Annotated in this window: 16 protein-coding genes; 6 read left to right on the forward strand and 10 right to left on the reverse strand. The window is 27.9% G+C overall.

Translation table 11 applies throughout. From position 1 onward, the window contains the following. Positions 1 to 96: 96 nt before the first annotated feature. From hdrA to sufC, 5 genes are all read right to left on the reverse strand, one after another. The gene (gene hdrA, locus MarbSA_RS07735; protein WP_221061331.1) at positions 97 to 2433 is read right to left on the reverse strand and encodes a ferredoxin:CoB-CoM heterodisulfide reductase subunit HdrA; all 2337 of its coding nucleotides are present in this window, start codon (positions 2431 to 2433) and stop codon (positions 97 to 99) included. Between the two features lie 161 nt (positions 2434 to 2594). After that, entirely contained in the window at positions 2595 to 3578 is a 984-nt protein-coding gene (hdrB, locus tag MarbSA_RS07740; protein WP_221061332.1) for a ferredoxin:CoB-CoM heterodisulfide reductase subunit HdrB, read from the reverse strand. 76 nt (positions 3579 to 3654) lie between these two features. Then, positions 3655 to 4236, reverse strand: a complete 582-nt coding sequence (hdrC, locus tag MarbSA_RS07745) for a ferredoxin:CoB-CoM heterodisulfide reductase subunit HdrC (RefSeq protein ID WP_042703072.1) — start codon at positions 4234 to 4236, stop codon at positions 3655 to 3657. A gap of 827 nt (positions 4237 to 5063) precedes the next feature. After that, positions 5064 to 6305 carry a SufB/SufD family protein gene (locus tag MarbSA_RS07750; RefSeq protein WP_042703073.1) on the reverse strand — a complete coding sequence of 414 codons (1242 nt, stop codon included), beginning with the start codon at positions 6303 to 6305 and terminating at the stop codon, positions 5064 to 5066. Beyond that, positions 6271 to 7038 (reverse strand): Fe-S cluster assembly ATPase SufC, encoded by a 768-nt coding sequence (sufC, locus tag MarbSA_RS07755; protein ID WP_042703074.1) that lies wholly within the window; start codon positions 7036 to 7038, stop codon positions 6271 to 6273. Before sufC ends, MarbSA_RS07750 begins: the two co-directional genes overlap by 35 nt. Before the next feature lie 1002 nt (positions 7039 to 8040). Between sufC and MarbSA_RS07760 the strand changes: the two genes are divergently transcribed. The 4 genes from MarbSA_RS07760 to MarbSA_RS07775 are packed head-to-tail and all read left to right on the forward strand — an operon-like array spanning position 8041 to position 12086. After that, on the forward strand, positions 8041 to 8469 hold the full coding sequence (locus tag MarbSA_RS07760; protein ID WP_042703076.1) for a hydrogenase iron-sulfur subunit: 429 nt from the start codon (positions 8041 to 8043) through the stop codon (positions 8467 to 8469). Between the two features lie 14 nt (positions 8470 to 8483). Beyond that, complete coding sequence (mvhG, locus tag MarbSA_RS07765; protein ID WP_042703078.1) at positions 8484 to 9410, forward strand: F420-non-reducing hydrogenase subunit MvhG; 927 nt, start codon at positions 8484 to 8486, stop codon at positions 9408 to 9410. Next, positions 9411 to 10838, forward strand: coding sequence for a Ni/Fe hydrogenase subunit alpha (locus tag MarbSA_RS07770; protein WP_042703080.1), 1428 nt, complete (start codon positions 9411 to 9413; stop codon positions 10836 to 10838). Between the two features lie 12 nt (positions 10839 to 10850). After that, a complete protein-coding gene (locus MarbSA_RS07775; protein WP_042703081.1) occupies positions 10851 to 12086 on the forward strand; it encodes a 4Fe-4S binding protein in 1236 nt (411 codons plus the stop codon). A 329-nt stretch (positions 12087 to 12415) separates the two neighbouring features. Here MarbSA_RS07775 and MarbSA_RS07780 read toward each other — a convergent pair whose 3' ends face one another. From MarbSA_RS07780 to pyrC, 3 genes are all read right to left on the reverse strand, one after another. Then, complete coding sequence (locus MarbSA_RS07780) at positions 12416 to 13057, reverse strand: DedA family protein (RefSeq protein WP_221061333.1); 642 nt, start codon at positions 13055 to 13057, stop codon at positions 12416 to 12418. A gap of 120 nt (positions 13058 to 13177) precedes the next feature. Next, a complete protein-coding gene (locus tag MarbSA_RS07785) occupies positions 13178 to 13357 on the reverse strand; it encodes a CooT family nickel-binding protein (RefSeq protein WP_054835005.1) in 180 nt (59 codons plus the stop codon). A gap of 59 nt (positions 13358 to 13416) precedes the next feature. Next, positions 13417 to 14811, reverse strand: coding sequence for a dihydroorotase (gene pyrC, locus MarbSA_RS07790; protein WP_082397988.1), 1395 nt, complete (start codon positions 14809 to 14811; stop codon positions 13417 to 13419). 416 nt (positions 14812 to 15227) lie between these two features. Between pyrC and MarbSA_RS07795 the strand changes: the two genes are divergently transcribed. Together MarbSA_RS07795 and MarbSA_RS07800 are read left to right on the forward strand one after the other, a co-directional pair. Continuing rightward, positions 15228 to 16400, forward strand: a complete 1173-nt coding sequence (locus MarbSA_RS07795; protein ID WP_221061334.1) for a nucleotidyltransferase family protein — start codon at positions 15228 to 15230, stop codon at positions 16398 to 16400. Next, the gene (locus MarbSA_RS07800; RefSeq protein ID WP_042703087.1) at positions 16391 to 17143 is read left to right on the forward strand and encodes a peptidylprolyl isomerase; all 753 of its coding nucleotides are present in this window, start codon (positions 16391 to 16393) and stop codon (positions 17141 to 17143) included. Before MarbSA_RS07795 ends, MarbSA_RS07800 begins: the two co-directional genes overlap by 10 nt. A gap of 227 nt (positions 17144 to 17370) precedes the next feature. Here the strand turns inward: MarbSA_RS07800 and MarbSA_RS07805 are convergent, their stop codons facing one another. Continuing rightward, positions 17371 to 18330 (reverse strand): hypothetical protein, encoded by a 960-nt coding sequence (locus MarbSA_RS07805; protein WP_221061335.1) that lies wholly within the window; start codon positions 18328 to 18330, stop codon positions 17371 to 17373. 560 nt (positions 18331 to 18890) lie between these two features. After that, entirely contained in the window at positions 18891 to 20516 is a 1626-nt protein-coding gene (serS, locus tag MarbSA_RS07810; protein WP_054835802.1) for a serine--tRNA ligase, read from the reverse strand. Positions 20517 to 20577: the final 61 nt, after the last annotated feature.

Here is a 20577-nt window from a genome sequence, read left to right on the forward strand (position 1 = left end):
TTGAAATTTCATTTTTCGTAATTATATTTTTATACTTTTTTACTTTAATATTATTTTTATAGCTTTAATATTATTTTTATAATAATATTATTTAGATTATGATTCGTCAGAAATAACTTTAATTTTTTCATCAAAATCTTTAAATTTATTTGCAAGACCTCTGAAATATGGTATGTATACATTTGAAAATTGAAGTCTTTCTGGATTCATTCCATGATCTTTTATTTCATCTCTTATTTGATTCATCTTCTTTTCTACTTCTTGATACATCAAATCTCCAGGATATTCTCCAATGAATACTCCGTCTGCACCATTTTTAAGAGCATAAATAATGTGTTTCGGCATTACTCTGTTTACAGAATGAACCTTTATAATATATATTGATTCTGGGTAGTCTACTCTATTAACTCCAATGTTATCTGCTGCAGTATATCCAACTTGATCAAGGAAAACAAGAATTCTTTTTTCTCCTTTCTTTTTGCCTTTTAGCATTCCTGAAATAGTTGCAAATATTTTTTCATCAATATTTCCATGTATGTTTATAGCTCGTGGTTTACAAACAGTTAGACATTTTCCACATCCTGAACAAGACATAGGATCTATATAGACCATTTCATCTTTAATAGACATAGCTTTATATTTACATATAGATATACAGTCTTCACATAGATTACATTTTTCATCATCTATTTCAGCTACAAATGGTTCTATTTCAAGTCCATCATTCATTATTTCAGCTACTTTAGAAGCTGCTGCGTGAGCTTGCATTATACTATCTGTAATATCTTTTGGACCTTGTGCAGTTCCACAAACATAGGCTCCTTTAACATCAGTAGTAACTGGCTTAATTTTTGGGTGTGTTTCTTTAATAAACATATCTTCAGTTATACCAACATCCATTATTTTAGCTATCTCTTCACTACCTTGGGATGGTTCAATTGCTGTTGATAAAACAACCATATCTGTTTCAATTTCAGTAAATTTCTTTTGAAGAGTATCTTCTACTCTAACTACTAATGAATCTCCTTTTTTATTGACTTCACCAGGCCTACCTCTTAATAATCTTATTCCATTTTCTTGTCCATGTTTATAATATTTTTCATACATTCCAGGAGTTCTCATATCAGTATAACATATTATAACATCAGTATCTGGATATTTATGTTTTATTATGTTTGCATTTTTTAAAGCTACCATACAACATACTTTTGAACAGTATTTATGACCGTCTGGCTTTTCATCTCTTGAACCTACACACTGTATCATAACTATTCTTCTTGGAACTTTATCCTTAGATAACATTTTTAATTTACCTTTAGTCGGACCATTTACTCCCATAATACGACCAAGCTCGCTTTGAGTTATAACATCTTCATATCTATTATATCCATATTCTGGTCTAAGGTTTGGATCAAAAGTTTTATGACCAGTAGCTAATATAACAGCTCCAACATTTAAAGGAATTACCTCTTTTTCTCCTTTAAGATAAATTGCTCCCATTGGACATTTTTTCATACATTTACCACATTTTTCACAATTTTCCATATCAATTGTATATGCATCTGGATAACTTTGTGAAAATGGTTTATAGATTGCTTTTCTCATTGAAAGTCCATCATCCCACCTATTTGGAACTTCAACAGGGCATTCTTCTATACATTTACCACAGGATATACATTTTTCTTCATCTACATATCGAGGATTGCTTTCAAGAAGAATACTAAAATTTCCAGCTCTTCTTTCAGTACTTAAAACTTTAGTATTGGTTAATATTTCAATATTTTCATGCCAAACAGTTTCATTCATTATTGGGTTAAGTAAACACATCCCACATTCTTCAGCCAATTTAACTGGAGAGAATACTTTTCCAATTTTAACCATATTTCCTCCAATTGATGGTTTTTTTTCAATTAAATATGTTTTAACACCTTGTTTAGCTAATGAAAGTGCAGCACTTATTCCAGATATTCCTCCTCCTATAACTGCAGCACTTTCTGGTGTTTGACAAAGAATTGGGTCTACAGCTTGGGATTGTTTGACTTTTTCAATTGAAGCATTTACAAGTGTAATTGCTTTATCTGTAGCTTTGTCAATGTCATCATGCACCCATGAACATTGTTCTCGTAAATTAGCCATGTCCATTAAATATGGGTTTAAAGGCTGAATATAATCTTGAAAAGTTTTTTCATGGGTTATAGGTGAACATGATGCGATTACAACACGATCTAATCCTTTATTGATAATATTATCTCTAATTATTTTTCTACCATTAAGAGAACACAGATTTTCAAATTCTTCAATTACATCTGCATCTATGGAGTTTTTAAGTTTATCAATATCAACAATATCTGAGATGTTTCCTCCACATCTACAGATAAACACTCCAACACGTAAATCTAATTTTTGAGAATTTAGGGTTTTTTTATCATACATTTTAATCCCTTCATATTTTAATCTCTTTATAATAATTTTAATAAATCTTAATTTTTTAACTAATTTTAATAATTTTAAATAGTATTAATCTTTATTTTTTAATATTTTTTTATTTTATTTTTATTTTTTTTTAAATTTTATTTTTTTTAAAAAATAATGATTTAAGCTTTATTAGCAGTTTTAACTTTTTTTACTTCTCTTTCTTTTGATAAGCTTTTTTCTACTTTTTCAATTAAAGGTTCTATTGGAACTGTGTGTGTTTGAATTCCCATTACTTTATAAGGATCTGAACCCATTACAAATGCTACTAACTGAGCTATATTAAGGTGTATAATTTTAAAATCAATGTTTAATTCTTTCCCGATGAATGGTTGGTATCTATCAAATTGTGTTTGGCAATTTGGGCACATATGGACTAAAATATCTATATTTTCATCCTTTAATGATAATAACTTTTCAGAAGTAACTTTCATAGAAAGGTCTCTATTAACAAACCTCTGCCTAAATCCTGCTCCACATGTGGATCTTTTATGGTCATACCAACCTATTGTTTCTATTCCGCAGCTTTTTAAAATTTCATCTAAAACTTTCGGATCTCTGAATCCTTCGGTTGCATCTTCATACTGAACTTTACAGTAATGGCATGCTGGATGGGTAGCTATTCTGAACTCAGATAAATCAATTTTAATATTTTTAGCTATTTCCTCTTTTTTATCAAAAAAGATATCTACTACATGAAATATATTTTTTGAGGAATCGATTGTTCCTTCTTCATATTTCATTTCATCTAAGTTAGTTTCATTATATATTGTATTTACTTCATCCCTAACTTTTTCATTGTTATTTAATAGCTTAGCTACTTTTTTATGAATTGCATAGCAAGTGGAACACATCATTACTATGTTAGTGTGATCAGTTTTTTTAGCTACACTAAAGTTTCTTCCTCCAATCACTGTTGTTGAAAGCTGATCATATATGTCTGAATAATGACCAAGACCAGTACAGCAAGATTGCCTATCATCAACAATATATTCAATACCAATTTTATCGAAAACATATTTTGTTGAAGATTCAACTCCTGGATACTCTCCATTTATTAAACAACTTTTAAAGAGCATGATATTTTTATCAGGTATTTTTCGCATAGATTTACCTTCTATAATATTAATTATTTCTATTCTTAATTACTTGTATTTAGATATAAAGCTATCTACTTTAATTTTATTCTCTAAGCTTTTTGGCTCTTTTATCAAGGCCTGTCTTTTTAAGTAAAACTCTTATTTCTTCAATAGAGTCTTTTGGCATTTCAAGTGGTTTAAGACCTAATTCTTCTCTTATTTTATTTAAATTCATATTTTTTTCTTCCCATTCTTCGCCAATGTCTCTTATTAAGTCTTTGTGAAAATTATCAGGAATGCCTCCAAGACCTATATCCATCATTAAATCTACAAAACCTGCAAATGGACCTACTTCTTCATTAGCTATGCCTTTTGATATGGCTATTTGCCTTAGTATTTGGTTTACTTCACATGCACTATTACCAACTGGGCAAATACTGTGACAAGTATAACAATAAAAACAATTCCATATTGTTTCATCAGCTATCACTGACTCATCACCTTCAAGAACCTTTTCAATCATAGCTCTAGGATTGTATTCTGAATTTCTGGCCCCTGGACACATAGATGTGCACATTCCACATTGTACGCATTTTAAAAGCCCTTTTTCTTTAGAAAATTTAATATCTTCTACAATTTTTTCAGCTAGTTCTAATGGATTGTCATCTATTTTAATTGTATCCATTTCACCACCCCATTTATAATTGAATAACTTTTCTATGAATAATAAATCTATGAATAAACTTAAAATTATGAATAAATTTAATAATAATTTTCACTTCTTTATTTGAAATTATCATTTATTTAAGATTATCATTTATTTTAAATTATCTTTTATTCCAAATTATTTCTTATTTTTCAAATATCAATATTTTATAGATATTCTAAATTTTATAAAATACTTTTTAAAAATAAAACCTCAATATAAAAAATTCTAGTCATAAATAATTTTAGTCATAACAATTTATGCATAGATAATTTCTAGCCTAGATAATTATTTTCTTAAAAACAAAAAATCTTTTTATATTTTTACAGAAGCTAGTTTAATATATTAAAATATTCTTTTTGTACAATAAAATATATTGGAGTTAATAATATGTGTCCTAACGTCGATAAATATTACTATATACTTAATAATGTAAAAAATTAATAGTTAAAAAATCAATAGTATTAAATTAATAGTATTTATTAATATTTTTAATTTTGATAAAATAATTTCAACAGGATATTAATTTTAACAAAATATGATACTGTATATTTTATTTTTAATAGTATAAATATTTTGTTAATATAGTATTTTATATAATAATTATAATTTTGATATAATAATATCATATCTTGATATAATATATATTTTTGATATAATAGTTCTAATAATAATACTAATATTGATATAATAATATCATATACTGATATAATGTTATACAAAATATTATATATGATATTTTATATATGATATGGATTTAATTATGATAATATGGAGTTTATATAATAATATATGGTTAAAAGTATTTACATACCTTCTAAACTCATATCAATCATTCTTTTTGTTTCACTAGCTAATTCTGGTGGAAGTCCTGTTATGTCCATACTTAAGAACCCTCTAACAATCATAGAGGTAGCTTCTTCTTCAGTTAAACCTCTTGATGTAAGATAATAAATTTCTTCTTCATCAATTTTCCCAACAGCTGCCTCGTGAGACATTTCAAGGTTCGCTGAACTTGCTTCAAGTTCTGGAACAGCGTAAATCATAGAATCGTCTGAGAGAACCAATCCATGGCATTCAAGGTGTCCTTTAACTCCCGGAACAGTTCCAGCTAAATGTCCTCTTGAATAAATTTTTGACTCATCATTAGAAACTGCTCTTGAAATAACTTCTGCAGCTGAACCTTCTCCATTTAAAAATACTCTTGAACCTACATCAATAATAGAGTCTTTTTGACCACTTTGTATACTTTGAAATATTGCTTTAGAATTTTTTCCATGACAGTATGCTGTTGGATATGATTGTATTGTTTTAACAGGACTTGTGAGTACATAATTGTTAATAAAAGTAGCATCATCATCAACTTTTATTCCAGTTCTAGGTCTAACTTCCACTTGTTCTGCCCAATTATGGACCATTGTAAATGTAATTTTTGCTCCTGGTTTTAAATAAAATTCTGAAACTCCCACATGCAATGCAGATGAAACATCTTCTCCAGTTGCACACCCGGTAATAACATGTAGTTCTGAGTTTTCTTCTGCTATTATTATATTGTGTGCAGTTTGCATAACTGTTTCATCACCAATAAACATACATGCTTGCATGGGAAATACTTCTTTAGTACCAGGTAAAGATCTTATAAAGTATCCACTTTTAGTCCCTTCTTCATGTTCTCTAAGAGCTGTTTGAGCGGTATATTTATCTGCATCGGGAGATACAACATTCCACATATATTTGTTTAGCCAATTATATTTGTCAAGTGCAATTTCAAGATTCATAAGCTCTATAGAATCTGAAACTGAACTAGAATATATATTACTTTGATCCATCTGGAGAAAAGATCCTGCTCTTTCATTTTCAGAAGTATCTACTCCTACTTTAAGTAAGGTATCTTTTACTTTCCTTGGAACATCTTGAATACTATCTACAGTTTCATGTTCCTCTTTATCCTCTTTTATAAATTCTTCCATGTCAATATCGGATCCAATAGCTGCTTTTTTATTTTTTGCTTTTTCAGCTTTTTGTAATACATTTCGCACACTCAACACATCCTTTAAATCCTTCTTTCCTTATATCGTGTAATATTTCATTAGGGTTTCCAGAACAAGCTATTTTTCCATCCATTAATACATGAGCCATATCTGCTCCAACGAAGTTAAGTATGTAACCTAAATGAGTAATAAGTAAACCTGATCTCATTCTTTGGCCTGGTTTTTTATCTTTATCTAGTAACACATTTATTTCTTCAGCAAGTAATTCTACATTTTCAATATCAACACCAGAATCTGGTTCATCAAACATTGTAAAATCTGGTTTTTGAGCAAGTAATTGAAGTATTTCAGATCTTTTGACTTCTCCTCCAGAAAATCCAAGATTCACATCCCTTTCAAGAAAATCTTCGTCGAATTTAAGTTTATCTGCAAGTAACTGCATTTCAGGAGTAAGATTTTCATCCTTTATATCCTGCCCACTTTCTACTTTAAGTAAATCTTTTAAATTCACTCCTCTAATTGCTGGAGGGTTTTGAAAACTGACACCAATTCCTCTTTTTACTCTTTCTGTTGTATTAAGATTGGTTATATCTTCTCCTTTAAATAATATACTACCATTAACAATCTTATATTTTGGAAATCCAAGAATGCTCATAAACAATGTACTTTTACCACTTCCATTTGGTCCTAATAGTACATGAGTTTCTCCTTCCTTTATAGTTAAATCTATGTCTTTTAAAACTCGCCTTCCATTAACTTCAACAGCTAAATCAGTTATTTCAAGTAACATAATTCACCACCTATTATTTTTAAAATATTATTATATTGAAAACTTTATTTATAATAAATTAATCATTTAAATAGATTAATAATTTAAATAGATTAATCATATTGAAAAGTTAGTTATATATTTATCTTTTAAATTATAAATATTATTAACTTATAGCTCATTGAATTTATTTAATAAAGAATTAAATAAATTTATCATTAAGTAAATATTTCATTAAATAGTGTATCATAATTGAATCTATCCTATATATAAAGAGATTATTTTATTATTTAGAAACTATATATATTATTTTTTATTTTTTAATATTATACTTTATTTTTTAATATTATATTTATCATTATTATTATTTATTTTTTTATTTTTACGTATGGCTAATTATTTTATTTGTTAAAGAAGCCTACAATGATGATATTTTTTATTAATATTCTGCAAACTATTTTTTTTATTTATAATAAGATATTATAATTATTAATATTAATTTTAAATCTATTTAAACTGATTAAAATTGAAATTAACACTTAAAATTACTTTTCAATTAGTTTTAGGGCTATTGAATACTTACTTATTTAGTTTTATTATTACTCTGTTAAAACTTAATATCATATATAAACTTTTCGACTTTAATTTCTAAGTAACCTTTATATTAATAATATTCCTAATGTATTAACAGTACATTAATGTAAAGCTGAGCTAGCTCATTGAGGTACACTTAAAATTCAACATTAATAAATTTCGCCGAAAATATTTCTGAAATTATCTTTTAGATTATTTTTTAGCTATTTATTGTATGCTGTTTTTTTAAATATACATGTATATGTAATTAAATTGGATTCAATAAGATAATATCCTATTATATAAAATCTTCTATCATGTAGGTTATACTATACAATGGATATAATGTAATATAGATTATATTATTAATTAGGATGATTATTGGATTTAGAAAATATTTATAAATATAAATAAAATATAAGATAAAATATATTAAATGGAGGAAACTCTATGGCTGAAGATGACGTAAAAATTGTAATGTTTTGTTGCAACTGGTGTTCCTATGGAGGAGCAGACACTGCAGGTACAGCAAGAATGCAATACCCACCGAATATTAGGGTTATTAGGGTAATGTGTTCTGGAAGAATTGAACCTCAGTTTATATTGAAAGCATTCCGTGAAGGAGCAGATGGTGTAATAGTTGCAGGATGCCATCACGGAGACTGCCATTATGATGCAGGTAACTACAAATTAGACAGAAGAATGAGATTAGTTTATAAGTTAGCTGAAGATATGGGTATTGGAAAAGAGAGAATATACCATGATTGGATTTCTGCATCTGAAGGTGAAAAATTTGCAGAAACTGTTAAAATGATGGTAAATCGTATCAAAGAGTTAGGTCCTGCACCTTTAAAAGAACAACTCGACGCTGAAGCTTAATCGGAGGAAATAAAATGGCAGAAAAAGCAAAAATAGGAACTATGTGGCTCGGAGGGTGCTCTGGTTGTCACTTATCTATTGCTGATTTTCACGAATCTTTATTAGATGTTTTAGAATTAGCTGATTTCGAATTCTCACCAGTTTTAATGGATACAAAATACGATGAAATACCTGAAATGGATGTATTGATTGTTGAAGGTGGAATTCGTAATGAAGAAAATAGAGAATTAGCTGAAGAATTAAGAGAAAAAGCAAAATTTGTTATATGTTACGGAACTTGTTCTACATATGGTGGAATACCTGGACTTGGTAATTTATATACTGTAGAAGAATTAGAAAAAGAAGCATATATCAACTCTCCAAGTACTCCTAATGAAGAAGGAATTATTCCTAATGAAGATGTACCAGCATTAGAAAGTAGACTTAGACCTTTAGGAGAAGTAATCGATGTGGATTTAATTGTCCCAGGTTGTCCTCCAAGATCTGATGTTGTAGCTGAAGCTGTTCTATCATTATTAAGAGGAGAAACTGTAGAACTCCCTACTACTAACCTTTGTGAAGTTTGTCCAAGAGAAAAACCACCTGAAGGTTTATCCATGGATTTCATTAAAAGACAATTTGAAATTGGAAAACCTGAAGATGATTTATGTTTAATACCTCAAGGTTTAATCTGTATGGGACCAGCTACTGTATCATTATGTGGTGCAGAATGCCCATCTATAGCTATCCAATGTAGAGGTTGTTATGGACCTACTGCTAAAGTTAAAGATCAAGGTGCTAAAATGATTAGTGCTATTGCATCTGATTATGGAGTAGAAGAAGATAAAACTATTGACCCAGAACAAGTAGCTGATCAATTAGATGATATTGTTGGTACTTTCTATACTTACACTTTACCAGCTGCTTTAATACCTGCAAAAATGCAAAATGGGGGTAAATAAATGGTAAAACTTACTATGGAACCTGTAACTCGTATTGAAGGGCATGCAAAAATCACTGTCCAACTTGACGATGCAGGGAACGTACAAGATACAAGATTACATGTAATGGAATTTAGAGGATTTGAAAAATTCATGCAAGGACGTCCTGTTGAAGAAGCTCCAAGGATTGTTCCTAGAATTTGTGGTATTTGTGATGTACAACACCACTTAGCTGCTGCAAAAGCGGCTGATCAATGTTATGGATTTGAAGATAATGATATTTTACCGGCTGCTTATAAAATGAGAGAATTAATGAACTGGGGTTCATTTATGCATTCTCATGCTTTACACTTTTATTTCTTAGCAGCTCCGGATTTAGTCATTCCTGATGGAAATAGAAAAACAAGAAATGTTTTCCAAATCATTAAAGATATGCCTGATGTAGCATTACAAGCTATTCAAATGAGGAAAAATGGTTTAGATATTGTTAAAGCTGTTGGTGGAAGACCAATTCACCCAACTTCATCAACTCCTGGTGGAATATCCACTGAACTCGATGCTGAAACTCAAAAAGATTTACTTGGTAAAGCACAACAAAATGTAGAATTAGCTCAAGCAACTTTAGATTTAGCTATTCCTATATTTGAAGAAAAATTAGATTTAGTAGATTCTTTAGGTAACTTTGGTGACACTAGACACTGTGGTTTAACTAATGATGGTGTATGGGATGTTTATAATGGTGATGTAAGAATCAAAAGTAAAGATGGTTCTAAAATTGAATATGAATATAATAACCTCGGATACTTAGATGTTGTTGCAGAACATGTAAAACCATACTCCTGGTTAAAATTCCCTTATATCAAAGAATTAGGTTATCCTGATGGTATTTACAGAGTAGCTCCATTATCAAGAATTAATGTAGCTGACAAAATGCCTGATGCTGCACCACTCGCTCAAGACAGATTTAAAGAATTCCATGACAAATTTGGCTATGCTCAAGCACCGTTACTCTTCCACTGGGCAAGATTAATAGAAATTTTAGCTTCAGCTGAATCTGCTGTTGACCACTTAGAAGGTGACTTATCTGCTCAAAAATTCCCAGATGCTATTGAAAGAGTAGCTGGTGAAGGTGCAGGTATTGTAGAAGCTCCTCGTGGAACTTTAATACACCATTATAAAACTGATGATGATGGTTTAATGACTAATGTTAACATTGTAGTTGCAACCATCCAAAATAACCCAGCAATGGAAATGGGTATTCAAAAAGTAGCTAAAGACTACATAAAACCTGGTGTTGAAGTAGATGACAGTATTTTCAACTTAATGGAAATGGTTATTAGAGCTTACGACCCATGTTTATCTTGTGCTACTCACTCAATGGATAGTCAAATGAGATTAGCTACTATAGAAGTTTATGATAGTGAAGGCAATTTAATTAACAAAATCTAAGGGGTGTAACATATGATCGTAGTCAATCAAGAAGACTGCATCAAGTGTGGAGCATGTGAAGGAACCTGCCCATCTGCAGCTATCGAATTAGAGGACCAAAAAGTCGTCTACTGTGATATCTGTGGTGGAGAACCTAAATGTGTCGAAGCTTGCCCACAAGGTGCACTCAGTGTGGATGAATTACTCATTAATGAGAATGGAGACACCCAAGCAAGAATTGTTTTCAATCCAGCTAAATGTAATGAATGTGGAGATTGTGTAGAAATATGCCCTCCTCAAACATTAAAACTCTGTGATTGTGAAGGAGCTTTAAATTTACAAGGTTTTTGTGTAATGTGTCAAAAATGTGTAGACATTTGTCCTGTTGAAGTAATTGGAATTCCAGGAATTAAAGAACCTAAAACTCGTGAAATTGAAATTACTGAGCCTATCTTTATTAAAGATTGTGTTGGTTGTGGAACTTGTGTTCCAGAATGTCCTGTTGATGCTATTACACTTCCAGAAGTTGGTGGAGTAATAGATATTGATGAAGATACTTGTATTAAGTGTGGAATTTGTTCTCAAACTTGTCCATGGGATGCAGTATTTATATCAAAGAAAAGACCTGAAAAACGTTCTAAAGAAATTAAATCATTTACTGTAAATGAAGATACTTGTATTGGTTGTAATACTTGTGTTGATGTTTGTCCAGGAAATTTCATTGAAACTAAATCTAATTTAACAGTAGATCTTCCTGATGTTTGTGCTGCTTGTAGTTTATGTGAAAAACTCTGTCCAGTTGATGCTATTAGTTTAGATGTCGAATGGGGAGATGCTAAGCCTGCAAACGAGGAAGGAGTTGTTAACAATCCTGAAAAATGTGATTTCTTAGGACCTTGTGCTGTTTCTTGTCCTTCTGAAGCTATTCGTGTAGTCAGAAAAGACGGTGTACAAATTCCTGGGGAAATACAAACTAACAAAGAACCATCATTCAATATGTGTGTTAGATGTGGTGCATGTGCTGCAAAATGTCCTGAAGGGGCTCTAACTTTAGCACCTATTGATAAAGTAAGTAATGGTGAAATTGTTCAAAGAAACAGAATTGTTTTCAATCCATCTAAATGTAATCAGTGTGGAGATTGTATCGATGTTTGTCCATATGATATGTTGAAACTTAAAGATGAAGGTAATTTACCTCTCGTTGGTTTCTGTACTTTATGTGAACAATGTATCGAGGCATGTCCTAAAGATGCAATGGAATTTAAATAAACAAAAAGAGATTTTTTAAAATTAGGTGGTTTATCCATCTAATCTTTTTACTATTTTTTAATATATTTCTATTTTTAATATAGTTATATTCTATATTTTTATACAGTTTTTATATTCTATATTTGTTTCAGTTGTATAGTTGTTTCAATTTTATATAGTTATTAGTTTTATAATTACTCATTTTAGCTTTATAAGTTATTCTAACATTATATACTTATTTTAGTATTATATACTTATTTTAACATTATTTATTCTAGTATCATTATATTAATATTATTTATTTTAGTACTATACGATTATTTTAACTTTATTTATTCATTATTATTTAATTATTTTTTAGCTTTTTTTCTTTTATTATACAAAATATATCCAATAACTCCTACAACTCCAATTATTACAACTATCTCTTCTAAAAATGAGATTTGATTAGATATATCTCTATAAATAGTTCCAAATTGCCATCCTAAAAATCCAAGAACAGTTGCTCTTACTAAGCCTCCTAAAAAGGTTATTAGAATATATTTTTTTAAATCATACCTGATTATTCCACAAAATGCACTTATTGCAACACTTGGAACTATTGGAATTGCACGTATTCCAAATAATATTATTTCATCTTTATTTTGATTTTGAAGTTTTTCATCAGTCTTTTCTATATCTTCCCATCTAATAGCTAGATATTTTCCCCATTTATTTATAAAAGGTTTTCCAATATAGTAACAAAGACCATATATAAACAAGGATCCTATTGTCATTCCAAGAGCTGCAGGGATCGATATATTCAAAATAAGATTTGTGATTGAATTTAACCCAATTGCTTGCCCTTCTAATATAAAAAAACTGCTTCCTAAAATAATTATGGTTGAGGGAATTGGAGCTATTATTTCTTCAATTATACATCCAAGAAATACTCCTATTGCTCCGTATTCAATAAAAAAAGATTGTAATTGTATAGTTACTGCTTCTAACATAATATTCCATTTTTATATTTTAATTTTTCTATGTTTTTAATTAATATTAATTTAGTATTGTTTTAATATTATTTTAAGGTTGATCTATTTTTAATTTATTTTTTTATTTTCAATTTTTTCTTAAGTTTCTTCTATAATTAATTTATGTTCTTCTAATTCTAAACGAATAAATTTACCATAAACAATTTTTTTTTCATTTAATATATCGACCATGGTTATTTTTTCATCTTCAATGTCAACAACCATTACATCTTCCATTATTAATTCTCCATCACTATTATAAATATTGGATTCACACATAATTATAACCTCTATTATCAATTAATCTATAATAATTATTAAATGAATTTTTTATTATTTTAATCATAAACATACTTAACTCGATTGTCAGATTCCAAGTATATATTACTATTACTATTACTATTACTATTACTATTAGTAATGCTATTACTACCATTATAACCATATTCAATATTATCTTTATTCATTATAATTTTTCCATTACAGATAGTCATAGTAGCTATTCCTTTATAATTAAAATTTTCAAATGGACTATACTTTGCTTTTGTATAAAAATTATCAATATTAAACTTTCCTTCTTCTTTTAAATCTATTATTACTAGATCTGCATCATACCCTACTTCTATCTTTCCTTTATTCTCAATACCAAATCTTTTTGCAGGGGTTTCTGACATTAATTTAGGTATCATTTTTAAGTCAATATTACCTCTATTTACTTCTGTCAATAAAAGTGGAAGTACTGTTTCTAAATTTGGGATTCCTGGGCTTGAATCCCAGACTCCCATTTGTTTTTCATCTATTCTGTGTGGAGCATGGTCAGTTCCAATCATATTTATGTCTATTAGTGATTTTATTGTTAAATTTTCTCCTTTTTCTCTTAAAGGAGGATTAGTTTTAACAAGGGTTCCAAATCTATCAAAAGAGCTATTATCAAGAAGTAAATGATGAGGGGTTATTTCAGTTGTAATTTCTATATTAGAATTATTCATTGATTTTAACTTTAATGATTTTAAGTATTCTAATGATTTTTTTGCACTTAAATGACAAATATGTATTGATAAACCATATTTTTGAGCTAAATCAACTGCATATTTAACAGATAAATATTCTGATTCAGAATTTCGAGCATAACTATAATCTATAGCTGTACTTCCCCTAGTACATTCTAAATTTTTAATTCTTTTTGTATTTTCTTCAATATTAGCTCTATTTTCGCAATGGAGTGTAATTGGGATTTTTTTTGTTTTATTAACTGTAGAAATATCTTCAAACATCTTCTTAATTTCAAAATCATCATATAAATCCATAAAAATTTTAAAAGATGCAGGATTTAAGTTAGCTATTTTTTTAATCTCATTTAGGTTATTTAATCCACTGTGAAGTCCAAAATTAATAATACTCTTATTTTCTCCTATTTTTTTCTTTTTTTTAAATTCTTTCACAGTATTTGTAGGAGGAATTGTATTTGGCATGTCTAGTATTGTTGTAAATCCTCCATGAGCTGCTGCAAAGCTACCAGTTTTAAAACTTTCTTTATAAGTTAAACCAGGGTCTCTAAAATGAACATGTGGGTCAATAAGTCCTGGAAGAATAATTTTCCCATTTATATCCACTTCTGCATCGGTTTTTAAAGGTTGTCTTGATATTTCAGATATTTTTCCATTATCTATACCAATGTAATGATTTTCTAAACTTTCTATAAGTTTACAGTTTTTAAGTACTAAATCATTCATTTTTTCACAAATATTATTTATTATAAATTTTGTTAATATAAATTAAAAATTATATTTTCATATTTTAGAAACTATATCTTCATATTAATTAGAAACTATATCTTTATATTAATTAGAAGTTATATTTTCAGATTCACCAGATTCATTATTTAATAATAAAATTTTTCATATTATTCTTAATTATTTTATTTATTTTAATAATTTATATTTTTATCCTTAGATTTTTATTTTATTTTATTTTATCTTTAGATTTTTATTTTATAATGTTGAAAATATTTTGTCAATAATAGACCTACTAGAAATATGAAATACTTTACTAATAATTAATATAGGGAATATTTTATTAATAATAGATTTATCAATAATTTAGAAATATATTAGTAAAATAGTTATAATTAAAAAAATAAAATAAAAATATGCCTTCATATGAACTAGAAACATTAGAAGAATTTATAAAAAAAATAATCAAAAGAGATAGAAAAATCTTTTTTAATGATTACAAAGATTCTATTAAGTTATCAAGTCATAATGATAAATCAAATAGCAATGATGATATAAATATTTCTAATTCATCAAAAATTCAGTTAATAGCTGATTTTACAGAGTATAACCCTCTTCATAATGGGCATTATCATTGTATGAAAGTAGCTAAAGAAAAAATTCCAAATGGACTATTTGTAGCTATTGTTCCTGGCTTATTTGAACGAAGTGGAAGAGGAATCCCTTTTATTATGACTCGTCAAGCTAGAGCAAAGACAGCTATAAATGCTGGTGCTGATATTGTTGTTGAAGGTCCTCCTATGGGAATAATGGGCTCTGGACAATATTCGCTATGCCTAGCTAAAACTTTCAAAGCATTAAATACAGACTTTATTCCAAGAGGATATCGTCCTTTTGATGGTTATGATATTATTCTTGATAGGATAAATTTAGGGCACTGTGTTGCTCCAAAACCATATAAAATTATTGATATGGATACTAATGAGGTTCTTTATGAAGGCAAACTTGAAGAAGACAATTATGTTATTGCATCACTTTCAAAGTCATTAAAACGAATAGGATTTAACTTTAAAAATAAATTTTTATTTGTAAAACGTGTTAAGGGAGTAAGTGGAACTTTAATCCGCGAAGCTACTATGAAAGGAGATTTTTCAAAAGTAACTATTATGATGCCTTCTTCCACAATAGATATATTAAATGAGGAAATAAAGAATAATAGGGCTCCATTACATATGTCTCGTGATATTGATTCAATCCTTGATTCTGCTAATAATCTTTCTTTTAGTGAATTATTAGACTTAAATTTAATGGATAATAAAACAGCTAAAAAAATAGTCGATTCAAGGGAAAATAAAGATTTTAAATCAATTGATGAAATTCAAAATTGTATATCCTATGGATTTTCTACTCACTTCAACCATAGGGTTTTAAGTGTATTAGAAACTAAAATAAATAAGGATATAATTTATGATTATATTGATAACTATCCTTCTAAAATAAGAGTTTTAGATTATAAAAATGAAAGTGTTTTAGAAGACTTTAAAGAAAAAATTAATGAAAATAACAGGAGAATCGAATTATGGCAATAAAAAATGGCGATTTTATTAAATTAGAATTTACTGGTAAAATTAAAGAAACTGGAGAGGTTTTTGATACTACTAATGAAGAAATAGCTAAAGAAACAGGAATTCTTGTTGAGAATAAAGAATATGGTCCAATACCTATTATTGTTGGAGGAAATCACTTACTTAAAGCTATTGATGAGGCTGTTATTGGTTTAGATGTAGGTGAATCAAAAGAAATCGAAGTTTCTCCTGCTGATGGTTTTGGAGAAAGGGATTCTAACTTAATTCAATTAATTCCTATGAAAGAATTTAAAAAACAAGGCATGACTCCTCATGTTGGAATGGAATTAACTTCTGAAGGTCATAAAGGTAGAGTTTTAACTGTTAGTGGAGGAAGAGTTAAAGTAGACTTCAACCATGATTTAGCTGGTAAAAATCTTGAATACAGTATTGTTATTTCTGACATAATTGAAGATGATGAAGAAAAAATTAAAAGTATGATTCAACTTCATTATTCTTATCCAAATATGGATCTTGATAAAACTGAAATTAAAATTGATGGAGATAAAGTTAGTATAAAATTAGATGAAATTACTAGATTTGATCAAAAATCATACATGGATGTTACTTTTGCAAGATTCAGAATCTCTAAAGATATTTGGGATAACATGGATTATGAAAAAGTAGAATTCGTTGATGAATTTGAAAAGAAAGTAGAAGAAGGTGAAGATCAATCTTCTGAAGAAAATAATGAAAGTGAAGAATGATTAATTTTATTAGAATAATCTATTTTATTTTTTAATTATTATTCTAATATTATTTAATTATTATTTTATTGCTCTATTATTTTTTTATTATTTAATTATTGTATTATTATTCAGTTTATTTTTAATATTTTTATTATTTTATCATATTTTTATAATTGTTATCTTTTCCAATATTTAATTAAATATTAAATATAGTCAAATAATAAAAATAATTAGACAATTATAAGCTAAAATAATGAGTTTATAGCATCTAAAATATTTGGGTATTGACTATGTAATGTTAATAGGTATACTACGTATATTACAACAATTATTATCAACAAAATTAATATTACTGTTAATATAGTTTCTGCTGAAGAAAAAGGTTTTTTCTCCTCTTTTTTATAATGAATATTTCTTCTATGAAGTGAAGAAGGAGTATATTCTGTGTTAATGTCTTTTTGAGGATTATTTGCATTTGTTTTCCTTAAATTTTCCATTATAGGAACATTTCTATTTTTTGCATCATTTTCTTCGAAATTGTCCTCTTTTTCCTTTGGTTCTTCTTGAATGAATGGTTCTTTAGTAATTGAACCATGTTCTGCTTCATCCATAGCTAATTGTTCAGTTAAAGATAATTCTCTTTGAGATTGAGGTTCAAATTGTTCATTTTGTAGGTTAACTGTATTTCCATTGTTTATGTTAGCTTTATTGTTTAAATTAGCTTCATTGTTTATGTTAATTTCAGTTTGAGGTTTTTCATCAAAATAGAGATCATCTAAATATTTTTCATATTTATCTTCAACTTCATTGTTAGGGGTTATAGGCTTATTCTCATGAGTATCATTGTATAATCTATCATCACTATATAGATCATCATGACCATCATATGATCTAGAAGGTTTTTCTGGTATTGAATCATTTATAGAGTTTTGTTCTCCTGTTTGTACTCTTTCTTGCACTGGAAGTATCTCTGGTTCATTGGGAATTTGGTTATTTTCATTGTTAAAATTGTTTTTTTGTTGATCATTTTTGGCACTACTTTTATTACTAGCTATACTAGTTAATTCTGGACCTATAAGTTCACTCATACATTCTTCACAATAATTTTTTCCAGCAATATTTATTGTACAGTCTTCACATAACTCTTTCCCACAGAATTGACAGTTAGCTACAGAATCTCTATTGGGATGTTTTTCACAACTCATGGTTATACCTTTGTTGATTTTTATAAAATTTTAAATTTAGTCCTTAAATATTATATAAGTAATATTATTTATATAAGTAATATTTAGATATTTACTTAATATTATGATATTTACTAATTTTTAAAGCATTGTATTATGATTGTTCTACTTATTATTTATATTTAATGTTTTTTAACTATTTTTAGCTATGATTTTTTAATATAATTTTTTTAGTTTATATATTAGTAATTAATTTAAGAATTAATTTAAGAATTAATAAAAATGAAAAAATTATATTAAGAATTAATAAAAAAATTAAATAAAAACCAAAATAAAGATAAAAATAAAATCTAAAAATAAAGTTTAAAATCAAATAACCAATAAATAATCAATAAATAACAAATAAAGAACTAATAATTAATAGAAAACTGATAAGAAAGTAATAATAATTTATTAGTATTAATAATATTATTAACACTATTTATATTACTATGATTATTGGCATTTTATTATTTTATTATCATATTATTATGTCATTAGTATTATTACCCTTATTATTCTTAGTTTTATTCAGTGTATAATCATTCTTTGGACTTGGGCCAGGTTAATATTTTTGGAATTTTAGTTTTTTTGTATTGGGTTTTAATCAATTCAGGCCAATTATTTTCATCAAAACCTTTTTGAGCTAAAAATCCAAATAACCAACGAGTTAAACCTAAACCAGTACATCCAGTCCAAAGTGTATGTTTGTGTGCTTCTCTAATAGAAAATCCTTCAGTAAAATGAGTTCCATGAACATTAGCAGAAACAACAGCTACTCCTTTTTCCTGTCCAGGAACTTTTAATCTCATTTCATACTTTGGAACATCTGGAAATTCAATTCCTCTATTTTCAACTTTTCTACCTTCAAGATAAAATGGATCGTCTCCAATTTCAGTATACCATTCAAGTTCAAGTTTGGTAGCTAATTCATGAGATAGTTCAAGGGTAGAATCTCTAATTTTACTTGTTTCTTCAGGTTTATCTATCCATACTAACTCAATACGCTGGAATTCATGAACTCTATCTATTCCTTTAGCTCCTCCAGATTCCCACCTATATGTCCAACCACTTTTATCATAAAACTTTATTGGAAGATCTTTCTCATCTATAACTTCATGGGAGAGAAATTCATAAAACGGTTCGCATTGTGCAGCAGCTAAAACATAAGCGGGATCTTTAAGTCCACTTTTAAGAAGATCCATTGGAACTTCTCTATTAATAGCTAACTCATTTTTAAATTTGTTAAAAACTTCAGGGTCACGTTTAGGCGCACTACAGTAATACATACCTTCAGGAAGTCCATCTAAATATCTCATTTTATCCATTGTAGGAATAGGGATCAGTTTAGGGAATAAACATTCATCAAAACCAAGTTTTTCAACTATATTATCTATTAAAATTTTTTCAAAAGCTCTTTGAAGTGCTGTCATTTGAGGTCCATAAAACCATTGACCTCTTCCAGGGAATGTTTTTATCCAACCAAGCTCAATAGCTTTTTCAGTAACATCTCCTTCAAAATAAGTTTGAAACTCACCACTACGAGCAATTATCTCTCCAGGAGTAATTTTAGTAACTGTAAACGTAAGATCTTTTTCACTTAAATCTTCAGATGGTTCTCCAGCAGCATTTATATCTTGATTATCATATTCTTTATTAGATTTATCTATATCCTCTTTTTTAGTACTTATATGTTTTATAATCCTATTTACACCTTGTTTTCTAATTTCAGATTCATTGATATCTTTAATAGTGACTATAACATATTTATCTTTAATTTCAAAATCATCTATTTGTGGAAGGTTTCTAACTAATTTGTGATTAATTTCATATTTTCCTTCTCCAGTAGGGATAATTACTTGATAATTGTCAATATGAAGTTTTCTAATCCCTAAATGATATTTTTTACCAATTAGCTGAGTTAACGGTTTTTTAATTCTAAGTAATCCATCATGGGATCTTACTTTACCACCAGATTCTATTTTAATAGATAATTTATCATCTTTAATATTCCAATCAGTTATTTTTGCTCCTTCACTTTCATTACCTTCTTTTACACCTTTGAGCAATATATTTTCATTTGCTTCATCAATAAATTTAGCTATATCTTCTTTTGCATCTTCAGCATTTTTATTAAATGTTATTGTCCCGCTAAGTAAAAATTTCATAATTTCACCTATAAATATTTAATAACTTATTTTTGCTTTTGTTTTCAATATAATGTCTATT

Origin of the sequence: Methanobrevibacter arboriphilus (genome assembly GCF_019669925.1) — an archaeon.
Classification (GTDB): Archaea; Methanobacteriota; Methanobacteria; order Methanobacteriales; family Methanobacteriaceae; genus Methanobinarius; species Methanobinarius arboriphilus_A.